Genomic DNA, 23,674 nt, shown 5'->3' with positions numbered 1-23,674 from the left:
GTGGGCGGTGCCTCAGAGGCGTCCACGGAGAATCATGTTCCAGTAGCTCAGTGGCAGGCCGTAGCGGTCGAACAGCCAGGCCGATCGTCGCGCTTTCAGTGGATCCAGAAACGACGGTAGCGACGGCGTGAGTGTCCCGGTTCGGTCGAACTCGGCCGCAACGAGACGGTGGGCGTCGGTCGTCACCGGTGCCACGGTGTACCCGTCGTACGAGGACAGTTCTCGTCCGGCTCTGGCGGCCAGCAGATTGTCGATGAGAACGGTGATCTGCTTTCTCAGCCCACCGCCGGAAGAATCGGTGTCGATTCCGGCACCGTCCCCGGCGGCCCAGATCTCGCTGTGTTCGCGGTGTCGCAGGGTGCGGGGGTCGATGTCGACCAGACCGTGCTGACTGTCTCCGGTCAGTTTCGACGACTCGACCCACGGCTGTCCGCGAAACGGTGGCACCAGGTGCAGCATCCGGTAGTCGATGATCTGCTCTGCGCCAAGGTGATCGGTGACGGTGATCTGCCGAGTGTCGGGGGAAAGCGCGGTCACTGCTGTGCGATGCAGTATCCGGACGCCGAGATCGCGGAGACGATCGAGCAACACCGAATCCAGCCGAGGCACGTCGAGTAGACCCTCGCGGTCGATCACCAGGGTGATGTCGATGTCGGCGAGTTGCCCGGTCGCCCGCCAGTGAGCGGCGGCCAGGAACAGTGGTTTGAGCGTGGTGCCGGTGCAGCCCACGGGTGGCCGCGGCACCGTGAACACTGCCGTGCCGCGGCCGGAGGAGTCGCCTACCGCGGGTGCCGGGAAGTGGGAGATCAGTTGCCAGGTCTTCTCGGCGCGACCAAGGTAGTTGCTCGTCACCGCGTCCGAGTCGGCGGCTGCAGTGATTCCGGGAAGAGCGTCGTGATCGGGCACGAGACCGGTCCCGATGATCAGGTCTCGATAGCCGTAGCGCCGACCCGACGCGGTCGTGACCACCTTTTCGTAGGGGTCGACGTGGGCTACCGTGTCCTGGATCCAGGTGCTGCTCTTCGGCATCACCGAGCGTTGAGTTCGTTCCGCGTCGCGGAGTCGGGCTTGGCCGCCGCCGACGTACGACAACAGTGGCTGATAGGTGTGCACGGACTGGGGTTCGATCACTGCTACATCGTCGATACCGAGTCGAATTGCGCGTGCGGCCGCACTGACGCCTGCGTTGCCGCCGCCGAGAACGAGAACGTCGTGGCGGCCGTCGACGCCGGTCGAGGTCAAGCCGACATCTCCCGGTAGGCGAGTGCAGCGTCGAGAGTGGTGTGAAATGCTGTGCGGCCGAACGAGTCCGCGGCCAGCGCTCGGGTCGACTCGATCGAACCGACCACAGCCAGTCGAGTGCCCCACCGGCTCAGATGCATCGACGTGGCATCGAGGATCGCCGCTGTGCCTGCCGGGACTGCGTCGACTGCGGTCAGATCGAGCACCAACCGAGAACCTTCGACCGATGCGTCGCCGAGCGTCTCGGCCAGCACGCCGAGATCCTGCCGACCGAATTCTCCGACGACGCGAACGACGGTGGCACCGCCGAACTCGGTGACGGTGATGCCGGCACCAGCAGTCGGTGCCGGAAACACCTGTCGAAGCGACGGTACGACGACGGCGGGAACAGGGTCGATGGAGGGTAGAACCGACAAGAGAATCTCCTCGATGTAAGACGCGGGCAGCGATGCCGACGAACACGGTGTGGACCCGACACGGGCGAAAGGCGGCGTTGGCTTCACCGCGAGCTGTCTCTGGACTACCCGATTCGTGCGGTTTCAAGCGGCTTGTTTGCGCCCGGTGCAATCGGGCATACAGTTGCCACCTTCGAGTGGAGTCCACGCTCGGCACACAGCCCGAGAGGGCACGTCTTGCGATGACGATCTCCGAGAGGACACCTCGATGACGACGACGGAATTCGATACGTTCAAATCCGCCCGCCTGGTCCACGCAGACCCCGGAGTGTATGAGCCGCAGGACGATTCATGGCTCCTGTGCGAAATGGCATCGCGGGCCGGGGTGGTGCGGGGTGCCCGGGTGCTCGATATGTGCACCGGTAGCGGTGCCGTCGCGCTCGCTGCGGCGTCGTTGGGCGCACGTGAAGTGGTGGCGTTCGACATCTCGCCGCTCGCGGTGGAGTGCGCTCGCCGCAACGCTGCCGCCTTCGACGTCGACGCCGACGTCCGCCTCGGGTCGTTCGCGGACGCGTCGGTGCTCGAACCGTTCGACGTGGTTCTGTGCAATCCGCCGTACGTGCCCTCGGAGGCAGTGCCCGAGGGTGTCGGTCCGCACCGAGCTTGGGACGGCGGCCACGACGGCCGAGTGGTGCTGGATCCGCTGTGCGATGCCGCTCACGACCTGCTCGTTTCCGGCGGGACCCTGATGGTGGTGCAGTCGGAGTACTCCGCCCCTGAACGAACCGAGGCGATGCTCCGCCGTACAGGCATGACGGTGTCCGTGGCCGCACGTCGATCGATCTCGTTCGGCCCGGTCATGACGGAGAGGGCTGCCTGGCTTCAGCAGGTCGGACTGCTCGAACCATCCCGCGACATCGAGGATCTGGTGGTCATTCGTGCCGACCGACGATGAGGGCAGTCCCGTCGGCGACAACGATGGTCCCGCGGCGTCCACAACGAAACGCACTACCGTCCGCATCGTCAAGGGTGGGCCGATTGTCATAGACGGCCCTGTCGAGATCGAGTTGGACGACGGCACTCGAGTGTGTTCCGACCGATTTGCGGTGGCGGTGTGCACGTGCCGACGGAGCAAGAACTATCCGTTGTGCGACACCAGTCATCGCGCCAAGAAGCGGCAGGCTCAGTCGAGCGAGGACCGACCCGCCGACCAGCGCGACATCACGTGATCCGCGAGCTCGTTCTCCACGAAATCCAGTGCGCGCATTCCGAATACCACGTCGGCCTCGAGTTCGGGCTCGTCGCGGAGTAGGTTGCCGACGACATCGTGCCGGAGTACCTGCTCGTGCACCGCATCCGCCTCGACGTGCTCTGCGTAGAACGCAATGCATGCTCGGGGCGCCTTCAACCTCTTCAGGCCGTGTACGTACCGCTGCGAGCCCGGCGACGACGTGATCTCGGTGGCGGCGAGGTGTCCGACCGTGGCACCACGCAGTCGCCGGTGCAGACCGAAGAGCGACATCAGGTTCACCCACGCCAGAGTCTGAGCGGGAACACGGTCGACGTATCCGAGGTACGACGCATCGAGCTCGGCGGCCACCATGGAGTCGGCCCACAGTTTCTGGTGGACGCGATCCCCTTTCCCGCCGCCGTACTCGTCGAATTCGACTGCCACGTAAGAAGCTTTGGCTTGGCCGGTCAATCGGGGGATGGCCCAGGCGTGCGGATCGGCTTCCTTGAGATGGTAGATCGACCGATGCACGAAATACTCGCGCATCTGCTCCCACGAGCCCTCGTCGCGCAGAAACCACGACGGGCCGGTTCCCGAGGTCGCCTCGACGGAGAGGGAGTCCATCTCCGCGGCCGCATCGTGCCCGGGTTCGACGTGAGCCCGAACGTACTCGAGGAAAGCGGATTCGAGCGTGGCTCGCAGGCGAAGGAGATCGGGGTCCCACTCCCATGCGTCGGCGACACCGTCGAAGCCGCGATAGTGCAATTCGTAGCAGATCAGCAACGTGAGTTGTACGTCTCGTGACGTGGAATCCACGTCCGTCAGCGTCGGCAGAATCGAGGTATTACCCGGCTCACCTGTGGTCAGGCACCGCACGACGGCTTCCGAAATCGGCCCGCACGGCAGCGGCAGGACGGGGGAACGTGCGGCGGTCGGGCGGGCGGATAGAAGCTCGGTCATGCCTGAGGCTACCCATCGCGTGGCGGTACCAATCGCTGTCCGCGCAAGTGTTTGTGAGCCGTCACAACCGGCAATGCGTTGTGCACGACATCGAAGTTCGGCGTCGAATCCACCGGAAGGACCTCATGCGCGCAGTCACCTGGCAGGGCAAGAGAAAAGTCAGCGTGGACACGGTTCCCGATCCGCGAATAGAGCAGCCGACGGACGCGATCGTCAAGATCACGACCACCAACATCTGCGGCTCGGATCTGCATCTGTACGAAACTCTCGGTGCCTTCATGGACGAGGGCGACATTCTGGGCCACGAGCCCATGGGCATCGTCGAGGAGGTCGGTTCGCACACCGGTGATCTCGCCGTCGGTGACCGCGTCGTCATCCCGTTCCAGATCTCCTGCGGACACTGCTACATGTGCAATTCGAGCCTGTACACCCAGTGCGAGACCACACAGGTTCGTGAGCAGGGAATGGGCGCAGCATTGTTCGGCTTCTCCAAGCTCTACGGGCAGGTGCCCGGCGGACAGGCCGAGTATCTTCGTGTCCCGCAGGCGCAGTTCACGCACATCAAAGTTCCCGAGGGACCGCCGGACTCACGATTCGTGTACTTGTCGGACGTGTTGCCCACCGCGTGGCAGTCCGTCGAATACGCCGCGATCCCCGAGGGAGGATCGGTGACGGTGCTCGGTCTCGGGCCCATCGGAGACATGGCCGCTCGCATCGCGCAGCACAAGGGTGCCCGAGTCATCGCGGTCGACCTCGTTCCCGAACGGCTTGCTCGCGCGGCTGCGCGAGGGATCGAAACGGTGAACCTCGCCGAGCACAGCGGCGGCGTCGGCGACGTGATCCGGGACATGACCGACGGCAGGGGAACCGACTCCGTCATCGATGCGGTGGGCATGGAAGCGCACGGATCACCGGTCGGCAAGTTGGCGCAGCAGATCGTCGGGATGCTCCCGGACGCCGTTGCAGCTCCGATGATGCAGAAAGCCGGCGTGGATCGCCTCGGTGCGTTGTACTCGGCCATCGACATCGTTCGCCGCGGAGGAACCGTTTCGATCATCGGCGTATACGGCGGCATGGCCGATCCACTACCGCTGATGACGATGTTCGACAAGCAGATTCAACTTCGTATGGGGCAGGCGAACATCAAGAGGTGGGTCGACGACATCATGCCGTTGCTCGGTGACGACGACCCGCTCGGCGTCGATTCGTTCGCAACGCACGAGTTGTCGCTCGACGAGGCCCCGCACGCGTACGAGATCTTTCAGAAGAAGCAGGACGGTGCCATCAAGGTTCTGCTGAAGCCGTAGGGCTTCGAATACAGCGATGCGGCCCGGAAAATCACGGGCCGCATCGGTATTCGCAGAAGGATCAGTCGACAGAAATGACGTCCTTGGCGATTGCTGCCACGCGCGTCTGTCCTGCGGACACGACTCCGTGGCGGTTCTTGTGTGCCTCTTCGTACGTCACGACGGTGCGAACGTCGGTCGGGTTGCTGAGGTCCTTGATGGCGGCGACGGCGTCCGAGACGTTGAGTTCGTCGTAGTCCGCGATCGGTAGCTCGTCGGCGTCGAGGGTTCCGCTGGCCGAGCGAGCAGTGTGGATCGCGTCGGCGACCGCGTCGACACCTTCGCTGCGGGTGACGTCCTCGGCAGCTTCGAGCGCTGCATCGCGACTCGCGGTCAGGGTCTTGACTGCGACGTCACCGGCATGTGCACCGCGGCCCAGCAGAGCGCTGAGGCGGTCCGGGGTGGCGCGAGCTGCATCCAGTGCGCGGTCGAGGCCTCGTGCCGACCACGTTGCCGGTGCGTTGACGATCTTGACCGCGGTACCTGCAGCGGCCTGGAACGGGGTGCGGCGCAATGCTGCGGGTCCGCCGAGAGCGTCTTCGGCAAGTACCGTCTCGAGCCATTCGACCGTGGCGGTGTGAGCGGTGGCCAGCCTGGTGGCCAGTGCAACCACGGACGGCTCGTTCGCGGCCGTTGCCAGTGCCTTGATGTACTTTGCTCGTCCCAGCAGCTGCTGCTCGAGCGCGAGATCGCCCAACAGGGCTTCGTCGAATGGTTGAGCCTGTTCGGCGACGGCTTTGACGGCAGCGAGCGTACGTCCGAGGAACGGCGATACGAGATCGGGCAGGCCGCCGAGACCGCGAAGGGCTTCCTCGATGGCTGCGGCACGATCACGGCCGTTCGCGGCATTCTGGGTCAGTTCTCGACGAACCGCCTCGGTGCGCGCCTGAACGACGCGAGTTTCCGCGATCTGGATTTCCGTGTTCGTCAGCTGCAGCGCGACGCGCAACTGGGCGATCAGAGTGGATGTGCTCATGGTGCTCCCCTTTCGGTTGGGATCGATTTCCTGTGGCCGATGCCTGCGGGTCGCAGCGTGATGCTCGGCCCTGTCCGGTCATTACCCGTCGGTAGGTTCGGTCAAACAGGAGTCGCGGATGTGTGAACAGGGACACGTGCCCGACGGATGTGCGGGGTGATCGTGGCGTACGCCGGTTTCGATCGCGTACCGAGTGGACATCCATGACCGATGAACACCGAGCTCTACACAGCAACCGTTTCCGCCACCGCGACCGGCGTCACATCCGATGACGGCGTCCTGTCTCTCGGTGTGCGCGAACCCCAACAACTCGGTGGCCCCGGAGAACGCACCAACCCCGAGCAACTCATGGCCGCGGCCCTGTCGAGTTGCCTGGTCGAATCGTTGCGCATCGCCCTCGGAACAGTGGGCGGCAGTGTCGATGACCTGGCCGTCAAGGGCACTGTCGTTCTCACCGACTCCGACGCATCCGGGTACGACGCGAAATTCTCCCTGGCCGTGTCACTGCCGGGCACGGAGAATCCAGAGGCAATCCTCGCGCAGGCGACGTCGATCTGCCCGTTTCTCAAGGTGATCGACGGAGTGGACGTAGTCCTCGAATGACGCCACGTCGGCATTCTGTGGCACATTTCCAGCCGTGACGACAATTCGCACGCGGGCAAGTCGAAGCCTCGGCGCCATCAGAGCAGGCTTCGCCCGCGAGGACACCACGCTGATCGCAGGCGGACTGACGTTCTACGCCGTCATCGCCGTCGTGCCGCTGCTACTGCTCGCCATTCGCGCCACTTCTCTGCTGGTATCGGCGGAGTGGGTACGATCCGGCTTCGATGCGGTGTCTGCACTGCTGCCCGACGCGCTCGGTGCCCGGGCGGCGGTGGACGGATTGGCCACCGCCGGAATCGAACTCGGTCCACTCGGGGTCCTGATCTCGATCTTTCCCGCGACGTTCTACGGGGAAGGCCTGCGCCGGGCGATAGTGCGGTTCGCTCCGACTCGGGAATCGTTCACCGGCTGGCGCGGCCGACTGGCGATGATGCCGTTCTTCGCCGCGGCCCCGGTGCTGCTGGCTGGTGTACTGAGCGTGGCGCGGCTGCTCGAGGCAACGACCGGCGACGGCGGGATCGGCGCGATGACGCTGCGCGTGTTCCTCGGTTTCAACTGTCTGTGGCTGATTCTGTCGGTACCCCTTGCGTGGACCTACCGAGTGATTGCTCCACGGGCGGTGGGTTGGCGGGCGTTGACCGTGGGATCGCTGGTCACCTCGTCCATCGTCACCGGATTCGTGCACGGCTTCATTCTGTTCCTGGCGATTCCAGTGGATCTCGGCGCGCCGTTCGGCGGCCTCACCGCGATCGGCGGGGGCGTGGCAATCATGCTGTGGATGTTCGTGTTCCACATATTGGCGCTCGCAGGCTGGCTGGTCACCGCGGAGTTCGATCAGCCCGGCGATGCAGCCCGAACATCAACTGAGTGAAGCCGAGAACAGCCAACGCACATGTCACGGAAATACCGATTGTCGCCGATGTACCGGCACTCGCCGGAGCGGCGCCGGCAACGGTGGCAGTGACCGCGGCAGCGATCACTCGGGAAGGCCGCTCCCATACCGTCAGAAATCCGACGTCGGGTATACCGGCACCGACGGCCCGGGCTCGGGCCATCTCGTGCAGGAGTGTCGTCACCCCGACCGCGACGACGAGCGGCATCGGGGCTCCCAACGCGAAGCCGCTCGCAAGCAGGAGCAGATCGCTGCAGCGATCTGCGACCGTGTCGAGCAGATAGCCCCACTGTGATTGGGTTCGGCCGATCATCGCGACGCCGCCGTCGATGCTGTCGAGCAGGCCCGAGAGAGCGATGAGCACTGCGGCGAGCAGGGGGGCCGAGGTGCCGGGCCGAGACAGTGCCACCGCCGCGCCGGCCACGACGACGGCAGTGAATGTGACGGCATGGGCGGACACGGATGCGCGAACCAGCGGGGCGCTCAGCGTGTAGACCACTCGGAGCCACCATTTGACCAACACCGACGACGACGGATCGATGCCGTTGTGCAGCGTCGACCACGTCGACAGGTACTCGTCGCGGGTTGCCGGACGAACCGGGGAATCCCGCTGACTGGACACACTGCGCTGACTGACCATCGACGATCCTTGCTCGGCACCCGATACGAGAGACCCGACGAGCATCCGAACTGGAGGGTGTACGTCGAGACTTCCATCCGGAGTACCCGTCGCCGGCGTTCTCAATCCGTGTCGGAGTTGCTCTCTCGTCTGCGGGCCTTCAGCCGAGAGATCTTGACGCCCGCGGCGACGAGCACGATCAGCCATCCCGAGATCAGCACTCCGCCACCGACAAACGCCGCGCGGCGCAACGGGTGGGTGTCGGCATAGACGTAACCGACTGTGCCCCAAAGCAATGCAACGAAGGCGATGATCGCCATCATGCAGATCATCGAATACAGCGTTCTGTTCATCTTCATCCGACCTTGCTCTTCACTTCGTCCCGACGAGCCTCGACTCGTATCTTCCATCGACCTTCACTGAATCGTTCACTCGGCTCCGACACGGTATTACCCGTCACCAGGCGAGGTTCGGCTGCTGCTCGCCGATCGACAACCCGAATTCGACACCGGTGCGGTGCGTGCGGCCGAACAACGCGTCGGCCACGTCCTCCGGTGTGCGCCCCAAGGCCGCTGCCCACCGCGTTGCGCGTGCATTCGACCGAGAAGTGCCGATGTCGACGACTCCCGTACCCCCGACGTCCACTGTCATCCGGTCGGCCCCAGTGGCGAGCAGTCGGCGCAGAGTGTGCTCGCCGAACAGCACCGGGCCGCGTACGTGTACAACGGCGTGGCTGCGGCCGGTGTCGCTCGGCTGCCCCTGGTTGATCCGCGGATCGACGTCCCCCCACGGTCGTCGCAACTCGACTGCGTCGGTGCCGTGAATCCATACCGCGCAATCTCTTTCGCGCAGAACGGATCCGACGGTGCGCAGCAGCGACGCCGAGGTGTGTCCCGCGGAATCCACGATCACGACGATCTCGGGCACGGCGTAGAGCAGACCGTGGGTTCGCGCCGCCGGGTCGGTGATGCGTGAGGCCAACATCATGGCCTCCATGTTCTTACGTTCGCGGTCTCCGCCCGTCCGCTCGGCCCATTCCGGCCCGTCGTGCCAGGCGACTGCGCGCGGCAGGTGTGCCAGGACGGCTCCGGCGTCGTAGGCGCGGTGCGCGAAATCCCAGTCCTCTCCGCCGTATCCGACGATGCTCTCGTCGAATCCGCCGATCTCCGAGAAGAGCTGGCGGGTGCAGGACATGACCGCGCTGATGATGTACCGGTACGAGCGTCTATCGGCGTCGAGCAAGTCGCGCGAGTGCGCGTATCCGTCTCGGAGCCACAGCGGTTCCGTCAACTCCGGCGGTCCGGCCGCTCGCCCCCCGAACCACTCCGCTACATCCTTCGAGGCCCAGCCCTCCATGTCGGCGTGGCGTCGACGTCCCACCGCGAGGGCGTCGGGCAGAGCTGCGAGCAGCTGGGTCGATTCCGCGATGTACCCGGGCTCGGGAACGGTATCCGCGTCGAGAAAACACAGAATCTCGCCGTGAGCGGCCGACGCGCCGAGATTGCGAGCCGCTGCCGCACGGAACCCGAGGTCGGACTGTCGTACGACGGTGACATCGAGCGCCGAACGAAAGCTGTCGACGTCGGGCGGTACGCGGGACCCGTCGTCGGCCACGATCACCTGAATGCGGGATGCCGGATACGTCTGTGCGGTCAGCGCGGTCAGAACCAACTCCAACCGGCGTTGTTGCTCGAAGTACGGGATCGCCACCGACACCGACGGGTTCCGGTCGACGGGTGGCACCAGGTCCCACCGATTGCCCGGTACCACCCAGCGGCCATCGGGCAGCTCCTGCGCCTCCAGCGCGTTCTGTTCGCGAAACAGTGCGGAGTACAGCGCCGCTGCCTGGTGGAGTGTCGGATAGGGAACGACGCCGGTCTGCTGCCAGGTCCTGTCGGGATCTTCCAGAGCCTCGATCATGGCCGCTGCGAGGCCGTCGACGGAGTTCTCGTGGATCCAGAGCGTCCCTGGAGAATTGGCCTCGATCTCCTCCACGTACCGACCGCGGGGGACCAGGGGACGACGGCCTGCCGCGATCCAGGAGTTGATGGAACCGGATGCCGACAAGTGGCGGTGGAACGCGACGGGTATCGCTATAGACCGAAGGAGCTCGTCGAGGTCGGCGTCGGGAACGAAGCCGGTGGAGTCGAACGACCGGCCGAACTGAGCAGCGGCACAGGCGAGTTCGTCGATCATGGTCTCGTGACCCGGCGATGCGGATCCGATCGACAGCAGGTCGACAGAAGTGTCGAGGGATCTCATGGCCTCCAGTACTTCCTCGTGCCCCTTGCCCGGGTACACGAACCCCAGTACGCCGACGACGGTGCGCATGGCGTCGCGCGGCCCGGGTTCTGCTGTCGCACTGTGGATCGGCAGCGGAATGACGCGAGTGTCGATTCGGCGGTGCGCTATGTCGTCGAGCAGCAGGCGCTCGTGCACGCTGGAGACGACGACTGCAGACACGCAATCCATCACCCGCCGGTAGCATGTCGTTCGCGCTTCGAACGCGGTTCCATCCGATGCCTGCGGGATGTCGTGCAATGTGACGGTGATCGGGGCTCGGTGCCGCTCCACTGCGGAGACGAACGCGTCTGCGGCCTCACCCGCGGTTCGGCCGAACAGCCGGTCGGTGAAGTGCACGTGTATCGGAATGTCGATGGGCGGATCATCGAAGTTCGAGATCACTGGACTTGCTGTTGCAGAGGCCAATTCGCGTGCGCAGCGAATCACTCCGTGCTCCGGAGGGCCCATCACGAGATGGTGTACAGGCTGGGTCACGGCACCAGCTCCAGGATGCGAATCAGTTCCGAATGCCGCTTCAGCGCCGCATCGACGAATTCCGGACGATCTGCGTACCAACGCAGATGGGCACGGTGCACCGAACTCGGGGAATGCGGTGTGCCGTCGACCGACCACTCGGGCCGTGGATCGCCGTCGAGACCGAGTGCGTCGAGTACTCGTCGCTCGACCGGTGCACGAACACCACCGAGCAATTCGCGGCCCGGATCCGCGGCGGTGCAGCCGGTGCCGAGCTGGTCCAGAATCCGCTGCGCCAGCGCAGTCAACACCACATTGGTCGCATGATTGATCGTGTGGGTGGCAGCGCGACCGGCATCGGCGAACAGGTCGGACGCTGCGATGTCGGTATCTCGCCTCTCGCGCCGACGCAACTCGTCGAGGCTCGACTCGGCTGCGTGTCGGAGACCGTCGTCCGAGACGGAGCGGTCCCAGTCGTCGTCTTCGCCGAGTCCGCTCTCAGCGGCAAGTATCGTGCGCAGGTCGTGGTAAGGCACCAGGCTCGGAACGGCGGCAGGATCGCTCGGATGTCGAACGATCACCTGAAAGGGATGCAGCCCTGCATATCTGAGCACCGGCCACCGTACAACGGTGGCGTCGGGCGGCAGGGTCTCGGCAAGGTCGGGTACTCCGAGCGGTAGCGAACGATAGCCGGCCCGAACCGGCTGTGTGAGAAGGATCGACGCCTGGCGCACGAGCCGGTCGACGTAGGGCAGGTCCGAGGACTCGAGCTCGTGGACGGGTGGGATGCGCACCGTCCGCAGCGGCATGGCCGGATCGGAATCGAGGAGAATGCGCAGTGCTTCGGCCTGACAATTTCCCCAGACCAGAAGGAGCGGCCGGTCGTCGTCTTCAGGGGCGTCACGGCCCTGTTGTCGTTCGGCTACCTCGTAGAATTCGCCGTAGTGGCGGGTGCGCCCGTCCATGCTTGCCCCGACGTCGTGTGCTCGTTCGTAATGGAACATTTCCTCGTCAAGGTAGCCCCGGAAGACCTGCTGCGCCAACCCCGATTGAACCACGGCGAAAGTGGGTACTGGACACGTATCGCGTGTCGGGACCAGGCACGATTGCCCTGCCTGTACCCGAAGGAAGTCATGATTCGTGTTGCCTCGGTTCCGTCCTCGCACGTCTACGTTCAGCACCTGCAGCCGGTGCTCGGCGACTCGTCGCCGTCCACCCCCGGGTCCGTCACGTTGCTGCCCGACCCTCCTCCCGTCCGCGTGGATGTACCCGGTCAGTGGTGGCCGCCGCGGCTTCTCGATGCCGAGTGGCTCGCCGAGCAGACCGACGTTCGGTTCGACGTTCTGCACGTGCATTTCGGGTTCGAGTCCTTCGGTCCCGATGAGCTCGCTCGCACCGTCGAACACCTACGTGCCCACAGTCAGGCGTTGGTTCTGACCGTCCATGATCTGCACAATCCCCATGTCGCCGACAACACCGATCATCTGCGGCAGCTGGACGTCCTGGTTCGCGGTGCCGATGCGGTGATCACCCTGACCGAGGGCGCAGCCGCCTGGATCCACGATCGGTGGGGGGTGCGCCCGACAGTGGTGAAGCATCCTCACGTGGTGCCGCTCGAGCGAATGAACTGCGCTCGCCCCCTGTCGGACTCGTTCGTCATCGGGGTTCACGCCAAGAATCTGCGATCCAACATGGACCCGCTGGCGGTGATGGACGCGGTTGTCGAGGCCGCGAGATCTCTCCCCGATGCGACGGTGCGGTTGGACATCGATCAGGATGTCTTCGAGTCGACGAGCCACTGGTACAGCCCCACGATCGGGGCAAAGCTGTTGGATTACAACACGTTTCCCGACGTCGACGTGCGAGTCCATCAGCGGTTCGACGACGACGCGCTATGGGACTATCTCACCGAGATCGACGTGTCGTTGCTGCCGTACCGGTTCGGCACCCACTCGGGCTGGCTGGAGGCATGCCGCGATCTCGGGACGGCCGTGGTCGCGTCGGACTGTGGCTTCTACGCAGACCAAGCCCCGGTGCACAGCTTCCGGATGGGAACCGACTCGTTCGACGCGGACAGCCTCGTTGCCGCCGTCCAGGCAGCGCACGACGATCGAACTCCGGCACTCGATCCAGACGTTCGAGCGAGGCAGAGACGAACGATCGCAGAAACCCACGCAGCAATCTATTCAGCAGTGACAAAGGAGATGCGTTGAACGAGAACCCACTTCGCATCGCGGTGCTGGCGTCATCGAGTTTTCCGGTGGCCCAGCCTTTCGCGGGCGGTCTGGAGGCACATGTCTACAATCTGGTGCGTGCGCTCACCGAGCGTGGACACCGGGTGAGTTTGTTCGCAGCGGACGGCTCGAGCGCCGATCTGGACGCGACGTTGCTGCCGGTCCGAACATTGGATCTGACGCCGATATCCATTGCCGACGTCTCGATCACTCCGACCGCCATTCGCGAACACCACGCCTATCTCGCGGTCATGATGGAGCTGGCCGGGACTTTGTCCGAGTCTTTCGACATCGTGCACAATCACAGCCTGCACTACCTGCCGCTGGCCATGTCCTCGACGTTGTCGGTGCCGATGGTGACGACTCTGCACACCCCGCCGTTCGCATGGTTGGAGTCGGCCGTGGCGCTGGCCCCTGCCGGGGCCAACACCTTCGCCGCGGTGAGTGAGTTCGCGGCCTCGCAGTGGGCCGATGTCACTAGCGGCACCGTCGTCATCCGTAACGGAATTTCGTTGGAGGAGTGGCCCTTCGGCAGCGGTGGTGACTACGTGGTGTGGTCCGGCCGGGTCGTTCCCGAGAAAGGACTGCACCTGGCCATCGCCGCCGCGAAGCAAGCAGGACGCTCGCTGCGCATCGCGGGTCCGCTGAGTAATCTCGATTACTTCCACGACGTCGTCGAACCGCTGCTCGACGAGGACATTCGCTACGTCGGGCACCTCGACCAGCCGGCGTTGGCGGCGTTGGTGGCCGGTGCCGAGGTCGCGCTGGTGTCGCCGGTGTGGTCCGAGCCGTACGGCCTGGTGGTGGCGGAAGCGCTGGCCTGCGGCACTCCCGTCGCCGCGTTCGCACGAGGCGGTATTCCGGAGATCGTCGACGCATCGTCGGGAGTTCTCGTACCGGCCGACGACGTGCAGGGCCTCGCTGCGGCGATCCCTCGAGCAGCCGCTCTGAGGAGAAGCGACGTCAGGGCGCGCGCCGAAGCGGTGTGCTCGATGGATCGGATGGTCGACGAGTACGAGGCGCTGTACCGCTCGACGCTCCAGGCGGTCGGAGACCCGGTCGACGATCGGCTCGCGATCGCATGATCGGCTATTACGCACACCATCACGGGGTCGGTCACGTCACCCGCGCCGACGCCATCGCACGCTCGTTGTCGGAACCGATGACCGTTCTGTCGTCGAGGACTCGACCTCCGGGGCATGCGGCGGCCGAATGGCTCTCGTTACCACTCGATGTGGACGACTCCACGGACGCTGTGGCACAGGACAGTTCGGCAGGCGGAGTGCTGCACTGGGCACCGCACGACGTGGTCGGTCTGACCGAGCGGATGGCGATCATCGCGCAGTGGGTGGCGCGTGAGAAGCCGTCGGCGGTGGTGGTGGACGTATCGGTGGAAGTGGCGATGTTTGTGCGTCTCATGGGAGTTCGGGTTGTCGTCATGGCTATACCGGGGGAGCGCACCGATCCGATCCACGGCCTCGCCTACCGGGCAGCGACCCACATCCTCGCGCCGTGGTCACGCGAGGTCTACGACCCCGGCTGGCTGCTGCCCTACGCGGACAAGACGACGTTCTCGGGCTCGATCAGCCGATTCGCCGGACGCGAGCGAACCTCGCTCCCGGGCGATCCGACGGTCGTGGTGTTGGGTGCGGCGGGCGGGACGTCGCTCACCCGCGATCTGGTGGACTCGTGGTCCGCGGTGGACGCCCGTTTCGAGTTTCGCCCCCTCGGCGTCGCAGGCGGCGACTGGATCGACGACGTATGGCCGGTGCTGTGTTCGGCCGCTCTCGTCGTGACACACGCCGGGCAGAACGCCGTCGCGGACGTCGCTGCGGCGGGTGCGCCCGCCATCGTCGTCCCGCAGGTCAGGCCCTTCGGCGAGCAGTCGGCCACTGGACGCGCTCTGTTGGACGGGTACGTCGCCGAGGTGTGCGATACATGGCCGTCGGTAGCCCAGTGGCATGCCACGGCAGACCGCGCTCTCGATCTCGGGGGTGCCGGGTGGTCGGCGCTGCACACCGGCGGTGCCCCCGGGAGAGCCGCGCGGGCCATCGAGCAATCCGTACCTCGACGGAGCCGGCAGTGAAGATCGCGGTGGTCACCGTGGTGGCCGGTCGACACGAGCACCTGGGCGCTCAGGTACGCGGCCTGCGAGGGGCCGCCGTGGAACAGGTCGACCACATCGTCGTGTCCATGGGCGACAACGCGATTGCCGGCGTACTCACCCGAACCGGTTCGGCCGCCACATGTATCGAGATCCCCGCGGACGGCACGCTACCGCTGGCCCGTGCGCGCAACCTCGGCGCGGCTGCTGCAGTCGACCGTGGTGCGGAACTGTTGGTGTTCCTCGACGTCGACTGCATCCCGGGGCCGGGATTGCTGGAGCGATACCGTTGTGCGGCGGCCGTACCGGGTAACGAACGATCCCTGCTGTGCGGTCCGGTGACCTACCTGAAAGAACGCGACGCCGGTGCCGAGGGTCCGGCTTTGGCGGCACTGACCGCGCCACATCCGGCGCGCCCGAATCCGCCCGCCGGAACCGTCGCGGACGGGGACAACTTCGACCTCTTCTGGTCGCTGTCCTTTGCCGTCACCACGCAGACCTGGACCGAACTGGGTGGTTTCTGCGAGGACTACACCGGCTACGGAGGCGAGGACACCGATTTCGCAGCCACCGCGGTGGCGTCGGGCATCGGGTTGCGGTGGGTGGGCGGAGCGCACGCGTATCACCAGTGGCATGCCGTCTCCGATCCTCCAGTGGAGCATCTCGACGACATCGTTGCCAATGCGCGCAGGTTCTTCGATCGGTGGGGTCGATGGCCGATGATCGGCTGGCTCGACGCGTTCGCGGCCCGCGGTCTCATCGAGTTCGGCGACTCCGGCATTCGGCGCACATCCGGTCACCTCGCCTAGGCTGGTCGAACATTCGGACCGAGGAGTAGCCCAGTGCCCCAACCTTCTCAGCCGCTGCGTTCGCTCGGCTTCCTCACGATCGGCTTGTTCGACGAAGCCGATCCCGCGAGGGGGCACGAATCGACGCTGAGCATCATCGAACTCGGCGAGCGGCTGGGCTTCGACAGTGCGTGGCTTCGACACCGACATCTGCAGTACGGAATTTCGTCACCGATCGCTGTGATGGCTGCGGCCTCGCAACGGACCCATCGGATAGCGCTCGGCACGGCGGTGACCCCGTTGGGTTGGGAGAACCCACTGCGCTTGGCCGAGGATCTCGCGACGGTCGACGTGCTCTCGGGTGGACGGATCAATCCCGGCGTCAGTGTGGGTCCACCGATGCAGTTCGAGCGCGTCAAGCACTCGCTGTATCCGGAGACCGCTGACGACGAGGATTTCGGGTACGGACGGGTATCGAGGTTGCTCGGTTTCGTGGCCGGTGAGCCGGCGTCGACGTGGGCGGGGACCGAGGGAATCGAATCGTATTCCGATCGTGTGCAACCGCATTCACCCGGGCTGCGCAGTCGGATGTGGTACGGCGGCGCAAGCCTCCGGTCGGCGCAGTGGGCCGGTGAGAACGAGATGAATCTTCTGGTGAGCAGCGTGGTGCGTGCCGAGGAGTCGACCGAGTTCGACGAGATTCAGCTCTCGCACATCGACAGGTTCCGGCAGTTCCATCCGGCAGGGCGCGATGCGAGGGTGTCGCAGGGACTGGTCGTGATTCCGACAGACAGCGCCAGTGCCGGTCAGATCGCCAAGTACGAGGAGTACGCGCGGGGCCGATCGGCGCGCACGCGCGAGCCGCAGGGCCCGGCGCGCATGATGTTCGCACCCGACCTCGTCGGTACCTCGGATCGCATCGCAGAGCAGTTGTATGCCAACAAGTCGTTCTGCGAGGTGGACGAGGTCGCGTTCGCATTGCCGTTCAGCTTCGACCACGAGGACTATGTGCAGATCCTCACCGACATGGCGCTCGAGCTGGGTCCGGCCCTGGGCTGGAGGCCCGCACAACGATGAGGCCCGCACAACGATGAGGCCCGCACAGCAATGAGGACGACCGACCGTATGGCCGATCGTCCTCATCGGTGCAGTGCCGAGCGGGTGACTATCCGCCGGTGATGGGGGAGTTGTACGCGCACGGGATCGACTTCGTGGGGAAGCCCTTCGGATCCAGTGCGTTCTTCACGATTCCGATCGCGCGCTGCGAGACCGAGATCGACAGGTGGTCGGACAGGTCGATTCCGCAGCCGTCCTGCAGGGTGACGTTGTTGACCGTGGCACCGGGGCCTGCGGTGAGGAACGTCGTCTTGTAGGGGGTGACCACCTCGTCGTACTTGGTGCCGATCACGGTGTACTTGATTCCGGGGTCGGTGTCACCGCCCACAGCCAATGCCTTGACCAGCGGGGAGTCGATGACCTGGTCGGAGGCCGCGGGACCGGCGATTGCACCCACGACACCGAGCACGTTCAGGCCGATGTTGTTGATGGTGCGACCGAGCGTGCCGATTCCGACCAGCGTGGTGCCGTGGTTCGAGCCGGCGACGCTGACAACGGTGTTCACCTTGTTCTTGGTGGGATCGGCCGGATTTGCGCCACCCTCGAAGCGGAGGTACTGGCGGGTGACGAGACCACCCTGCGAGTGACCGACGATGTCGACCTGCGCGGAGCCGGTGGCGGTGCGCACAGCGTCGATGTAGGTAGCGATTTCCTTGGCGCTTGAGGCGACGGAGTCGGTGCCGCGCAGCGACTTGAGGTGACCGGCGATGCTGGCGTCCGTGTCACCGTAGTTCAGCGCGAAGACGCAGTAGCCTTCCTTCTTCAGCGCGGGCGACATCCGGGCGAAGTTGTTGAATGCGTTCTCCCAGGTGCCGTGCAGCAGGACAACCGGTCGTGGATGTGCTGCCGATGGCTTGCAGTTCCAGTCGTTGGCACCCTGCGGCGCGATGTCCGGGTTGACGACGCTGTACAGGAAGCCGGCGATGAAGTTGGTGAATACTGGACCGGTTCCCTTCGTCTCGGTCTTCGGATCGTAGGTGCTGGTCGCGGGGAGAGCAGAATCGAGACTCGGGGGAACGATGCCCTGGTCGGAGGCCTTGGGTGACGCCTCGGTCGGTGCGGGCGGGATGACGTCGTCGCCCTGCACGGTGGCGGGCGGAGCGGGAGCGGTAGTGGGCTGGGCATGTGCTGCAACACCGGTACCGAGGGCAAGCGAGCACGCCATTGCCGCGATCATTGCAGCGCGCACCGTGGTGGCTTTCCGCGTTGCGCGGAAAGTGGACCGAGAAGTGGTCATGGAGCCTGACTTTCGACGAGGGTTGATGGACAAGCCGGAACAGTAGGCGCGGATTTCGGTCGATTACGGCCTCCGGCCTGGCGTTTGGAATCTGCCCGCAACTGCTGCGTCATTTGTGAGAGGGCGTCACAAGTGACGTGAGCCACCTCGTTTCAAGATGAGTTGCCGGATATATTGGCAAAAACAATCCGTAGGTTTGATTATTGTTCTACGGTTCGTATGTTGCTTCTCCGTTCGGCAGTTCAGCTCAGGGCGCAGTGGAGCGACGCACGAGGTCGGTGCCACAGCCAGGTGGGTGTCGGGCCGAAACGACAGACAAACCTGAACCAGGTTTCGAGTGCGAGGGGTTGAGTCGGGTGACCGCGACAGAGAGCGTGCACGTGCCACAGGAGGATTACGTGGGCGGGCGACGTGCATCCGATCGCTTGCGGACGCCGCGGGAGACGGCAGCCCGGATGTTGGATCAGTACATCGGGGAACCGGAGGACACTCCACCGCCGCGGGACTGTGCTCGCGGCGAGCTCGACGACATGACGACCACCTGCTGCGAGCTCGCAGCGGGGGTCCTGGAATCGGGTCGTCTACCGATAGCGGGTGCGATGGACATTTTTCGTGATGCTGCAACGAGGTGGGCCCGTGACGGTGTTCCGCTCGGCCGGATCCAGCACGCGATAAACGAGGGCTGCGCACTGGGTTTGCGCACCGCTCCGCACTCGGTCGACGAGAACGTCGATGATCCGATCGACGGCACAGTGCTGATCATGGAGCTTCTCGACGCCGTCACCGAATCCGTCTCCGATGCCTACCTCGCGGAATTTCGCACGCTGACTCAGAACGGTCCCCGACACGACGCGGAACTGCTCGACGCGCTGCTGACCGGCGATGGGACGGCCCGCAAGATCGCTGATCGAATGGGTGCACTGCTCGCCGAGGACTATCACGTGGTGGCCCTGCACTTCCCGGCCCACGCCGACGAAGGGTCCCGCAGAGGTGACGCCGGCATGATGGCTGCGCGCAAGCTGCGAAGAATCCATGCGGCCCTGGCAACGCTCGACGCAGAATGTGCGCCGATCGCATCCGTCAGCGCTACCGGTGGAACCGTTCTGCTGCCCGACCTCCCAGGAGTCGACGTCGACGAACTGGTCGGCCGTTTCGCAGACGGCGGGCAGATAGCCGTTACCGCGACCACCGCATCGGCAGCGATCGACGACATCGCTGCTACTGCACCGCATCTGTACGAGCTGCTGAGTCTCGTTCGTAGGTTGCGATACGCCCCGGGAACGTATCGGATTGCGGATCTGGTGTTCGAGTATCAGGTGAGCAGGCCGGGTCTGGGCCGCAAGCATCTCGTGACGTTGATCGATCCGCTCCGCGATTCGGTCGATCTGTTGCCGACGCTGCAGGCCTTCGTCGAATCGGACTCCAACCGGAAGAAGACGGCCACCTGGCTGACGGTGCACCCCAACACGGTCGACTATCGCCTCAAGCGCGTGGAGCAGCTCACCGGACTGGATCCGATGAAGCCGTCGGGACTGCGCCGACTGCACGCGGCTTTGATCGCCGACCGCCTCGAGGCACGTCGTGCTCCGGTGGACGAGCGAATATCGTGACCGTGTCGGACGGCGCGGTACTGGCAGCATCGGCAGCGCTCGATTCGGTCGAGTCGGTGGCTGCGATGTTTCAGCCCGTCGTCGAACTGTCGACCGGTGCGGTCGTCGGGTACGAGGCCCTCGCCAGGTGGCCGTCTCCCAGCCTGGCTGTTCCCGAGGCAGTGTTCGCCCTCGCCCGTGAGCGCGGCATGGTGGGTCGGGTGGACGTCGCATGCCGGGCGGCCGCGCTGCGGGCGGCTCGCGAGCGCGCGTTCTCACGCAGAGTGCGGTTCTTTCTCAATATCGAGCCCGGTTGCTTCGTCGACGAACGGGATGTCGACATCCATCTCGATGCGATCGGCAACGACCTCGACGTGGTCCTCGAGATCACCGAGAGAGACCTCGACCGCAACGTACCGATGCTGATGGCGCTGGTTCGGGGTGCACGGGCGCGTGGAATGTCGGTGGCGATGGACGACGTCGGGGCGACCCCGGCGACGCTCGGCCTGCTGGCGTCGGTCGGGCCGGACATCGTCAAACTCGACGCGTCGATCGTTCGGTCGCCGTACCGATCGCGCGCCGCGGTCCAGCAGGTACGGGATTACCTGGACACGAGCGACGCAACTCTGCTGGCGGAAGGAATCGAGACTCGTCGGCATCTGCGTCGCGCCATGGCGTTGGGCGCGACCCTGGGGCAGGGCTGGCTGTTCGGCCGGCCGATGCCGCTGCCGAATCCGCCGATCTGAGGCCGGTGATGGCACACAGACCGAGGACCCCGCATCTCGAACAACTCGAGATGCGGGGTCCTGGTCGACCGAACCGAAGAATCAGTTGGTGAACTTGTCCTTGATGTTGCCTGCAGCGTCGGAGACGTCGTCGCCGACCTGCTTGGTCTTGCCCGAGGCCTGATCCTTCGCGCCTTCGGCAGCAAGATCGTCGTTGTCGGTCTTGTGGCCGATCTTTTCCTTGGCTTCGCCCACCAGCTCTTCGGCCTTGTGCTTTGCCTTGTCGATGAAATCAGCCATGTGAACTCCTCGAAATAGATTGTCCTACCTTTTCGGAGAGAGCTATACCCACGATCGGACGCGGTAATCCCCGTTGTGCGTGCGATTGTGTGGCGGTTGTACAGATGCCATCCGGGTAACCGTCGACCATGAACTCAGATACCGACGCCCAGCCCGCCCACGAGACACCGTCCCCGGAGCATCGGCGTCCGAGCGGTGTGGACGATGCGACCGTGGCCGCTGTGGGCAAGATGTCCGAAGCGCTCGAATGCGTCGAGCGGGCCCGCGGGCACCTTTACTCGTTCCACCAACTGATGGGTCACTCCGACCTGCTGCTCGGAGAAGCCGTCGAGGCACTCGCCGAAGCCGACCACGATGCGATCGCACAGCGAATCGACGACGACATGATCGGCAGGAACATCGCGCCCGGACGCTGGACGTTCCAGCTCGTCGAGGAATTCGACGACGGCTACTGGAGTCCTCTGCGCGATCACGAGCGGGCGGTGCGAGACGAACTGCTCGACGGTCGCCGCCACGTCTTCGAGGCAGAGATGAAGGAGCAGCGTCGTACGCACGGCCGCCGCGGGCACGAGGCCAGGCCGACCGACTGAACTCGCTCGGACGAAAAACACCGACCCCGCCGGTAACGGCGAGGTCGGTGTTGTGGTCGAGAGGGTCTAGCCTGCCTGAATTGCCGCGTCGACCTCGGTGGATGCGCTCGCGGTGGACAGCTGGCCGCCGGAGTTCTCCAGGTGTGCGCGAACGAACCAGTGGAACAGTTCGAGCTGGGCACTCTGGCCGATCAGCATGTCCTCGGTGATGGGGTCGATCTCGCCGACCTCGTCGATGTTCTTACGAGTGGTCTCGATGACGCCGGTGTAGACGAGATCGAGAGCTCCGAGGTGCTCGATGGCCGTCGCGCGTCCGATCGAGTAGTCGTCCCAGCTACGTTCGGAGACGATGGTGCCGGGCGTGCCCTTGGCCGAGGAGCCGAGGGTTGCGATGCGCTCGGCGACGTCGTCTGCGAAACCGCGAACCGCTTCGACCTGCGGGTCGAGCATCTCGTGCACCGAGATGAAGTTGGGTCCGACGACATTCCAGTGAATGTGCTTGAGCGTCAGGTGTAGGTCGTTGTACGCGTTCAGTCGATCTTGCAAGATCTCGGCGACGCGCGCGCCCTTTTCCGAGGTGAGTCCGGGAACGGTGTACGAGTTCTTTTCAGCCATGATCAGTGTTTGCCCCAACGCCCCGGAACACAAACATGCCCCGCCGAACTGATCGGCGGGGCATGTGTCGTGCGGTGCTAGGACTTGTCGAGTCTCGGTGAATCCGTACCCGACGTTCCCGTCGACGAGGAGCCGGCGGTGGATGTTCCGTCCGTCGGATCGACGATCGGACTGTCGGCCGCGGCCTTGTCGATCGCGTCGGCGCTGTCTTCCTCCGGAGGATTCTTCAGGCTCAGGATGATCGAGCCTGCCAGGACCACGATGATGACCACCAGGCTGACCAGAGAGGGGATCTCGGGGATCGACGTGCTGATCACCTTGTGTCCGGCCTGCAGGATCAGCTTGACGCCGATGAAGGCGAGGATGATCGCCAGACCCTTGGACAGGTAGTGGAACTTCTCGAGCAACCCTGCGAGCAAGAAGTACAGGGCACGCAGTCCGAGGATCGCGAACGCATTCGAGGAATACACGATGAACGGGTCGTCGGTAACCGCCAGAACAGCAGGAACGCTGTCGACTGCGAACACCAGGTCGGCGGCCTCGATCGCTACTACGACGGCGAGCAGTGGCGTGGCCACTCGCTTGCCTGCTTCCTTGACGAAGAACTTGGTACCGGAGTACTCGTCCTGAACGGGGACGATCTTCTTGAGCAAGCGCACTGCGATGGAGGTGCCGGGGTCGTACGAGTCGTCCTCGTCCTTCATCAACTTGTAAGCGCTGTAGAGGAGGATGGCTGCGAAGACGAACAGAACGGCAGCGAACTTGCTGACGATGGCCACACCGGCGGCCAGGAAGATGGCACGGAAGACAAGGGCGCCGATCACACCGAAGAACAGCACGCGGTGCTGGTACTCACGGGGAACCTTGAAGTAGCCGAAGATCAGCGCGAAGACGAACAGGTTGTCGACGGACAGACTCTTCTCCAGCAACCACGCCGTGGTGTATTCCACGCCTGCCGTCGTGCCGAGCGTGAAGAACACGACGATGCCGAAGATTATGGCCACGCCGACCCACAGTGCGCTCCACCACGCGGCCTCCTTGAAGCCGATGATGTGGGCACCACGGTGCGCGAGCAGGTCGATTGCCAGCAGGATGAGGACGACGGCACCGAATGCCGCCCACGCCCACCACGGAACGACGTTCATGAACGACCACCCTTACCGGTGAACTTGCTACCGAGTTGCTTCAACTTCGCCTGATTCTCCGGCTTGGTTGCGTATCTACGCGCCTGATCGACCATCTTCTTGCCCTGTGGGCTGCGAGCGAATGTGGTCAACTTCTGTACCAATGACGACATCTGTCACATGCTCCTTGCGTTCTCGTTCGTATGATGCCGGTGGCGTTCTGGCCGAGCG

Annotated in this window: 26 protein-coding genes; 13 read left to right on the top strand and 13 right to left on the bottom strand. The window is 64.7% G+C overall.

Annotated features, from left to right (window positions below):
- Window positions 1-12 precede the first annotated feature (12 nt).
- Window positions 13-1,242, bottom strand: coding sequence for an NAD(P)/FAD-dependent oxidoreductase (locus O4220_RS25975; RefSeq protein WP_269608431.1), 1,230 nt, complete (start codon window positions 1,240-1,242; stop codon window positions 13-15).
- On the bottom strand, window positions 1,239-1,658 hold the full coding sequence (locus O4220_RS25970; protein ID WP_269608430.1) for an STAS domain-containing protein: 420 nt from the start codon (window positions 1,656-1,658) through the stop codon (window positions 1,239-1,241). Before O4220_RS25970 ends, O4220_RS25975 begins: the two co-directional genes overlap by 4 nt.
- A gap of 247 nt (window positions 1,659-1,905) precedes the next feature.
- On the opposite strand from O4220_RS25970, the gene O4220_RS25965 reads away from it, so the two are divergent.
- Both O4220_RS25965 and O4220_RS25960 read left to right on the top strand, forming a co-directional pair.
- Window positions 1,906-2,592, top strand: a complete 687-nt coding sequence (locus tag O4220_RS25965; RefSeq protein ID WP_269608429.1) for a HemK2/MTQ2 family protein methyltransferase — start codon at window positions 1,906-1,908, stop codon at window positions 2,590-2,592.
- Window positions 2,576-2,866 carry a CDGSH iron-sulfur domain-containing protein gene (locus O4220_RS25960; protein ID WP_332112884.1) on the top strand — a complete coding sequence of 97 codons (291 nt, stop codon included), beginning with the start codon at window positions 2,576-2,578 and terminating at the stop codon, window positions 2,864-2,866. Before O4220_RS25965 ends, O4220_RS25960 begins: the two co-directional genes overlap by 17 nt.
- On the opposite strand, the gene O4220_RS25955 is transcribed toward O4220_RS25960, so the two are convergent.
- Window positions 2,821-3,828 (bottom strand): iron-containing redox enzyme family protein, encoded by a 1,008-nt coding sequence (locus O4220_RS25955; protein WP_269608428.1) that lies wholly within the window; start codon window positions 3,826-3,828, stop codon window positions 2,821-2,823. The genes O4220_RS25960 and O4220_RS25955 overlap by 46 nt on opposite strands.
- 125 nt (window positions 3,829-3,953) lie before the next feature.
- On the opposite strand from O4220_RS25955, the gene O4220_RS25950 reads away from it, so the two are divergent.
- Window positions 3,954-5,135 carry a zinc-dependent alcohol dehydrogenase gene (locus O4220_RS25950; RefSeq protein WP_269608427.1) on the top strand — a complete coding sequence of 394 codons (1,182 nt, stop codon included), beginning with the start codon at window positions 3,954-3,956 and terminating at the stop codon, window positions 5,133-5,135.
- A 61-nt stretch (window positions 5,136-5,196) separates the two neighbouring features.
- On the opposite strand, the gene O4220_RS25945 is transcribed toward O4220_RS25950, so the two are convergent.
- Entirely contained in the window at window positions 5,197-6,150 is a 954-nt protein-coding gene (locus O4220_RS25945; protein ID WP_269608426.1) for a ferritin-like domain-containing protein, read from the bottom strand.
- Window positions 6,151-6,360: 210 nt separating this feature from the next.
- Between O4220_RS25945 and O4220_RS25940 the strand changes: the two genes are divergently transcribed.
- The gene (locus O4220_RS25940) at window positions 6,361-6,753 is read left to right on the top strand and encodes an OsmC family protein (protein ID WP_269608425.1); all 393 of its coding nucleotides are present in this window, start codon (window positions 6,361-6,363) and stop codon (window positions 6,751-6,753) included.
- Between the two features lie 34 nt (window positions 6,754-6,787).
- Entirely contained in the window at window positions 6,788-7,624 is an 837-nt protein-coding gene (locus O4220_RS25935; RefSeq protein ID WP_269608424.1) for a YihY/virulence factor BrkB family protein, read from the top strand.
- Here O4220_RS25935 and O4220_RS25930 read toward each other — a convergent pair.
- The 4 genes from O4220_RS25930 to O4220_RS25915 all read right to left on the bottom strand — a co-directional run bounded on the left by O4220_RS25930 (window position 7,572) and on the right by O4220_RS25915 (window position 12,079).
- Window positions 7,572-8,285 carry a CDP-alcohol phosphatidyltransferase family protein gene (locus O4220_RS25930; RefSeq protein WP_269608423.1) on the bottom strand — a complete coding sequence of 238 codons (714 nt, stop codon included), beginning with the start codon at window positions 8,283-8,285 and terminating at the stop codon, window positions 7,572-7,574. The genes O4220_RS25935 and O4220_RS25930 overlap by 53 nt on opposite strands.
- Before the next feature lie 101 nt (window positions 8,286-8,386).
- Window positions 8,387-8,617, bottom strand: coding sequence for a hypothetical protein (locus tag O4220_RS25925; protein ID WP_269608422.1), 231 nt, complete (start codon window positions 8,615-8,617; stop codon window positions 8,387-8,389).
- 103 nt (window positions 8,618-8,720) lie between these two features.
- Window positions 8,721-11,042 carry a glycosyltransferase gene (locus O4220_RS25920; RefSeq protein ID WP_269608421.1) on the bottom strand — a complete coding sequence of 774 codons (2,322 nt, stop codon included), beginning with the start codon at window positions 11,040-11,042 and terminating at the stop codon, window positions 8,721-8,723.
- The gene (locus O4220_RS25915) at window positions 11,039-12,079 is read right to left on the bottom strand and encodes a WcbI family polysaccharide biosynthesis putative acetyltransferase (protein WP_269608420.1); all 1,041 of its coding nucleotides are present in this window, start codon (window positions 12,077-12,079) and stop codon (window positions 11,039-11,041) included. Before O4220_RS25915 ends, O4220_RS25920 begins: the two co-directional genes overlap by 4 nt.
- Window positions 12,080-12,154: 75 nt before the next feature.
- On the opposite strand from O4220_RS25915, the gene O4220_RS25910 reads away from it, so the two are divergent.
- From O4220_RS25910 to O4220_RS25890, 5 genes are read left to right on the top strand one after another with little or no spacing between them, the layout of a single operon-like run.
- Complete coding sequence (locus O4220_RS25910; RefSeq protein ID WP_269608419.1) at window positions 12,155-13,234, top strand: glycosyltransferase; 1,080 nt, start codon at window positions 12,155-12,157, stop codon at window positions 13,232-13,234.
- The gene (locus O4220_RS25905; RefSeq protein ID WP_269608418.1) at window positions 13,231-14,340 is read left to right on the top strand and encodes a glycosyltransferase; all 1,110 of its coding nucleotides are present in this window, start codon (window positions 13,231-13,233) and stop codon (window positions 14,338-14,340) included. The genes O4220_RS25910 and O4220_RS25905 overlap by 4 nt, the downstream gene beginning before the upstream one ends.
- A complete protein-coding gene (locus O4220_RS25900; RefSeq protein ID WP_269608417.1) occupies window positions 14,337-15,341 on the top strand; it encodes a glycosyltransferase in 1,005 nt (334 codons plus the stop codon). The genes O4220_RS25905 and O4220_RS25900 overlap by 4 nt, the downstream gene beginning before the upstream one ends.
- Window positions 15,338-16,168, top strand: coding sequence for a glycosyltransferase family 2 protein (locus tag O4220_RS25895; RefSeq protein ID WP_269608416.1), 831 nt, complete (start codon window positions 15,338-15,340; stop codon window positions 16,166-16,168). The genes O4220_RS25900 and O4220_RS25895 overlap by 4 nt, the downstream gene beginning before the upstream one ends.
- A 33-nt stretch (window positions 16,169-16,201) precedes the next feature.
- Window positions 16,202-17,224, top strand: a complete 1,023-nt coding sequence (locus O4220_RS25890; protein ID WP_269608415.1) for an LLM class flavin-dependent oxidoreductase — start codon at window positions 16,202-16,204, stop codon at window positions 17,222-17,224.
- An 88-nt stretch (window positions 17,225-17,312) separates the two neighbouring features.
- Here O4220_RS25890 and O4220_RS25885 read toward each other — a convergent pair whose 3' ends face one another.
- Window positions 17,313-18,500: an esterase/lipase family protein gene (locus tag O4220_RS25885; protein WP_057475753.1), complete on the bottom strand. Its 1,188-nt coding sequence runs from the start codon at window positions 18,498-18,500 to the stop codon at window positions 17,313-17,315.
- Between the two features lie 356 nt (window positions 18,501-18,856).
- Between O4220_RS25885 and O4220_RS25880 the strand changes: the two genes are divergently transcribed.
- Together O4220_RS25880 and O4220_RS25875 are read left to right on the top strand one after the other, a co-directional pair.
- Window positions 18,857-20,110 (top strand): PucR family transcriptional regulator, encoded by a 1,254-nt coding sequence (locus tag O4220_RS25880; protein WP_269608414.1) that lies wholly within the window; start codon window positions 18,857-18,859, stop codon window positions 20,108-20,110.
- Window positions 20,107-20,835, top strand: a complete 729-nt coding sequence (locus tag O4220_RS25875; protein WP_269608413.1) for an EAL domain-containing protein — start codon at window positions 20,107-20,109, stop codon at window positions 20,833-20,835. The genes O4220_RS25880 and O4220_RS25875 overlap by 4 nt, the downstream gene beginning before the upstream one ends.
- 81 nt (window positions 20,836-20,916) lie before the next feature.
- On the opposite strand, the gene O4220_RS25870 is transcribed toward O4220_RS25875, so the two are convergent.
- A complete protein-coding gene (locus tag O4220_RS25870; protein ID WP_027496220.1) occupies window positions 20,917-21,114 on the bottom strand; it encodes a CsbD family protein in 198 nt (65 codons plus the stop codon).
- Window positions 21,115-21,242: 128 nt separating this feature from the next.
- On the opposite strand from O4220_RS25870, the gene O4220_RS25865 reads away from it, so the two are divergent.
- Window positions 21,243-21,704 carry a hypothetical protein gene (locus tag O4220_RS25865; protein WP_269608411.1) on the top strand — a complete coding sequence of 154 codons (462 nt, stop codon included), beginning with the start codon at window positions 21,243-21,245 and terminating at the stop codon, window positions 21,702-21,704.
- A 66-nt stretch (window positions 21,705-21,770) separates the two neighbouring features.
- On the opposite strand, the gene O4220_RS25860 is transcribed toward O4220_RS25865, so the two are convergent.
- The 3 genes from O4220_RS25860 to O4220_RS25850 all read right to left on the bottom strand — a co-directional run bounded on the left by O4220_RS25860 (window position 21,771) and on the right by O4220_RS25850 (window position 23,616).
- Window positions 21,771-22,319 carry a Dps family protein gene (locus tag O4220_RS25860; RefSeq protein WP_094680590.1) on the bottom strand — a complete coding sequence of 183 codons (549 nt, stop codon included), beginning with the start codon at window positions 22,317-22,319 and terminating at the stop codon, window positions 21,771-21,773.
- Window positions 22,320-22,396: 77 nt separating this feature from the next.
- On the bottom strand, window positions 22,397-23,464 hold the full coding sequence (locus O4220_RS25855) for a TerC family protein (protein ID WP_032376563.1): 1,068 nt from the start codon (window positions 23,462-23,464) through the stop codon (window positions 22,397-22,399).
- Complete coding sequence (locus tag O4220_RS25850) at window positions 23,461-23,616, bottom strand: hypothetical protein (RefSeq protein ID WP_269608410.1); 156 nt, start codon at window positions 23,614-23,616, stop codon at window positions 23,461-23,463. The genes O4220_RS25855 and O4220_RS25850 overlap by 4 nt, the downstream gene beginning before the upstream one ends.
- Window positions 23,617-23,674: the final 58 nt, after the last annotated feature.

This window comes from Rhodococcus ruber, from assembly GCF_027270735.1.
Classification (GTDB): domain Bacteria; phylum Actinomycetota; class Actinomycetes; order Mycobacteriales; family Mycobacteriaceae; genus Rhodococcoides; species Rhodococcoides rubrum_A.
This window is presented reverse-complemented; position numbering and strand designations above follow the sequence as displayed.

Bases quoted from the DNA above. Each gene is read 5' to 3' on its own strand.
- O4220_RS25965 (WP_269608429.1), top strand. From the start codon at position 1,906: ATGACGACGACGGAATTCGATACGTTCAAATCCGCCCGCCTGGTCCAC.
- O4220_RS25955 (WP_269608428.1), bottom strand. From the start codon at position 3,828: ATGACCGAGCTTCTATCCGCCCGCCCGACCGCCGCACGTTCCCCCGTC.
- O4220_RS25950 (WP_269608427.1), top strand. From the start codon at position 3,954: ATGCGCGCAGTCACCTGGCAGGGCAAGAGAAAAGTCAGCGTGGACACG.
- O4220_RS25945 (WP_269608426.1), bottom strand. From the start codon at position 6,150: ATGAGCACATCCACTCTGATCGCCCAGTTGCGCGTCGCGCTGCAGCTG.
- O4220_RS25940 (WP_269608425.1), top strand. From the start codon at position 6,361: ATGAACACCGAGCTCTACACAGCAACCGTTTCCGCCACCGCGACCGGC.
- O4220_RS25930 (WP_269608423.1), bottom strand. From the start codon at position 8,285: ATGGTCAGTCAGCGCAGTGTGTCCAGTCAGCGGGATTCCCCGGTTCGT.
- O4220_RS25925 (WP_269608422.1), bottom strand. From the start codon at position 8,617: ATGAACAGAACGCTGTATTCGATGATCTGCATGATGGCGATCATCGCC.
- O4220_RS25910 (WP_269608419.1), top strand. From the start codon at position 12,155: ATGATTCGTGTTGCCTCGGTTCCGTCCTCGCACGTCTACGTTCAGCAC.
- O4220_RS25900 (WP_269608417.1), top strand. From the start codon at position 14,337: ATGATCGGCTATTACGCACACCATCACGGGGTCGGTCACGTCACCCGC.
- O4220_RS25885 (WP_057475753.1), bottom strand. From the start codon at position 18,500: ATGACCACTTCTCGGTCCACTTTCCGCGCAACGCGGAAAGCCACCACG.
- O4220_RS25870 (WP_027496220.1), bottom strand. From the start codon at position 21,114: ATGGCTGATTTCATCGACAAGGCAAAGCACAAGGCCGAAGAGCTGGTG.
- O4220_RS25865 (WP_269608411.1), top strand. From the start codon at position 21,243: ATGAACTCAGATACCGACGCCCAGCCCGCCCACGAGACACCGTCCCCG.
- O4220_RS25860 (WP_094680590.1), bottom strand. From the start codon at position 22,319: ATGGCTGAAAAGAACTCGTACACCGTTCCCGGACTCACCTCGGAAAAG.
- O4220_RS25855 (WP_032376563.1), bottom strand. From the start codon at position 23,464: ATGAACGTCGTTCCGTGGTGGGCGTGGGCGGCATTCGGTGCCGTCGTC.
- O4220_RS25850 (WP_269608410.1), bottom strand. From the start codon at position 23,616: ATGTCGTCATTGGTACAGAAGTTGACCACATTCGCTCGCAGCCCACAG.